The sequence below is a fragment of the Chamaesiphon sp. VAR_48_metabat_403 genome, from assembly GCF_031422475.1.
Taxonomy (GTDB): domain Bacteria; phylum Cyanobacteriota; class Cyanobacteriia; order Cyanobacteriales; family Chamaesiphonaceae; genus Chamaesiphon.
On record NZ_JANPLS010000450.1, the window covers coordinates 1 to 2,646 of the forward strand.

The 2,646-nt window shown below is 48.5% G+C and carries 1 protein-coding gene; it reads left to right on the top strand.

The window, feature by feature from the left end:
* Window positions 1–99: 99 nt before the first annotated feature.
* Entirely contained in the window at window positions 100–2,562 is a 2,463-nt protein-coding gene (locus RMO79_RS21665) for a DUF3987 domain-containing protein (RefSeq protein ID WP_310485339.1), read from the top strand.
* Window positions 2,563–2,646: the final 84 nt, after the last annotated feature.

Below are 2,646 nucleotides of genomic sequence, written 5' to 3' on the forward strand. Positions count from 1 at the left end.
GCAAACGCAAAAAGAGAGCCAGCCTCGCAAGCCGCTCTCCATTCGCAATTGCTGTAAAAGCAATATTTGCGTTTTTAACTATTAACAGCATCTTAACCCATGACTTTTCGCAATAACAACTTTCCCGATCGAGAAGAGCCAGATGTATCTGTCGCTCGGCACGAATATCTTAATAAAAAATCTGATTTCCGACGTTCTGGTAAAAATCACCCTTGTCCTGTCTGCGGTCGCACTAAGGATGCCGACTGTAGTATTTCATTCGACGAGAATTGGGTAGGCTGTCATACCTATATAGATGGTCATACAGTTCCTGGTTGGCATTACACCAAACCCTCCCGGAATGGCTTTCAGGGTGAATTTGTCCGCGAGCGAATGCCAGAATTTGTCAAGTCTCTGCGACCGCAGCAAACGCGGTATTTCGATTACCCCACACGGGATGGTGCGCCATTAGTTCGGGCGGTACGCATCGATCTGGGCAACGGTGAGAAGAAGAATTGGTCGGAATACTGGAATGGTAGTAAGTGGCTCAAGGGTTGTCCGCCTACAATTCGCCCACACATTCCGATTTACAGATATGCAGAAGTACGCGCTGCTTACGAGCGCGGCGAACATGTATTTATAGTCGAAGGAGAACCCGCTGTCGATGCGTTATGGAGTCTGGGGATTCCGGCTACCACCACCATCGGCGGTTGTGGCGGTTATGGGAACTATGGCAACTATCGCTCGGATTTAGCAGGCGTACAGTTAGTTCTGGCACCAGATCGGGATAAGAAAGGATTGGCTTACATTGCCAATTTCGAGCGTGACTTCCCCAACCAGATCGCGGGTTACTACCTAGCGGGGACTGCTGGACTCTGGCGACAACCGGAAGGGGGGATGGATGTCTTCGACGATATTCTCGATCGTAACTATACTCAGGTCGAAATTATCGCGCGGGTAATCGACCTAGAAGAGTACCAAAACTGTCTGCAATCGGCTAGTAATACTCAATCACAGCCAGATGCAGCAGTCGAGATTTCGAGTCAAGCGACACCATTAGCTATCAGAGAGGCTTTGACAGATTTACTCGATCGCGAATTACCCACCACCGACTATCAAATTGAATTGGCACAGCTAGCCAAACAGTTGAAGCAGTCAGTGACTCAGTTGGCAAAAGTATCTGAGAGCTTGCGCTTGGAGCAAGAAAGAGTTGGAAATCGGGCGGCTACGAAAGTTGAGATCGATAGACTAATAGCCAGTAAAAAGATCGCTGTTGATATTTACCAAATCTTGCCGCAGGAGTTAGCTAAACCGATCGCTACCCTAGCTACCAGTCTGGGGCATAGTTGCGAACCTTATATTCTCTACCTCCTGACAGGAATTGGGGGAATGCTCCATAGTGAGAGTCAAATCAAGATCAAAAGTACTTATTACCAGCCAGGGAACCTCTACGGGGCGGTAGTTGGTGCATCTGGACACCGGAAATCGCCAGTTCAACAACAGATGCTCACTAAACCGCTGGATCTGATTCAAAGGAGCTACAACGAGATCTATCAGCAGGAATACCGTCGCTATGAGGTCGAGCAAAATCTTTGGGATAGTCTTGCCAAGGAGATGAAGCAAGAGGTATCCCAGCCAGATATCCCCCACCGTCGCCGCGTCTATCTCAACAATATTACGATGGAAGCGATCGAGAATGTTGCGGCGCAACAGCCAGAACAATCAGCACTATATATCAAGGACGAACTAAAAGCGATTTTCTCATCGGCTAACGCTCATCGCGGCGGCAAGGGCGACGATACCGAAAAATACCTCAGTTACTACGACGGGCAAAAGCTCAGTCGAGAGCGGGCTGGTTCGGGGTTTACCTATTCTAACCACGATATTCGGTTTGCAACGATCGGCACGATTCAGCCTGCGGTCTTGCAGGAGTTGGTGGGTAATGGGAATGATGATAATGGGTTGATGAGCCGCTTTTTATATGCCACGCTCAACTATACTTTCACGCCAATGATCGATGATGGCGAAATCGATCTGACTGAGATGCTAGCGGGTGTTTACCGTCAGGTAAACAGTTTTGCACCTACTACCTATAAGCTGAAACCAGCAGCGTTTAAAGTGTTTGCTCAGGCATTCGATGGCTACGGGCAAAATGCGATCGATCCGTCAAAGGGAAGTTGGGAACAGAATACTTGGGCGAAGGCGGGGGGACAGTTGGCGCGGTTGTGCTTGAATCTTCACCTCGCTTGGGGTTGTATCGATGGTCGGGTTGATGAGTTCATTCAACCAGAAATAGTAAGTCGAGCGGTAAAACTGATGCAGTATTTCATCAGTCAAGCACTGACAATTATTGCCGAGCAATCGCTCTCATTACCGCCGCAATTGGTAAAAGCATTGGAGATTGCGAGGGTGAAGGGTGGGGTCACACCACGAGAACTATGCCAGTCTACTTTCGGTAAGCTAAAACCGCAGAATACCAGTCAGGCAAGAGAATGGCTGAATGAGTTAAACGAGCTAGGCTATGGTAGTTTCGTTCGATCGGGCAAGACAAGTAAATTTGTGCCGAGCGATGTGGAAGTGTAGAGGAGTACAAATTGGGGATCTACACTTACTATTGACTGTAGGAGCTAGTTTTGGCGATTTAGCTCTGCCAAGTGTAGATCCCGG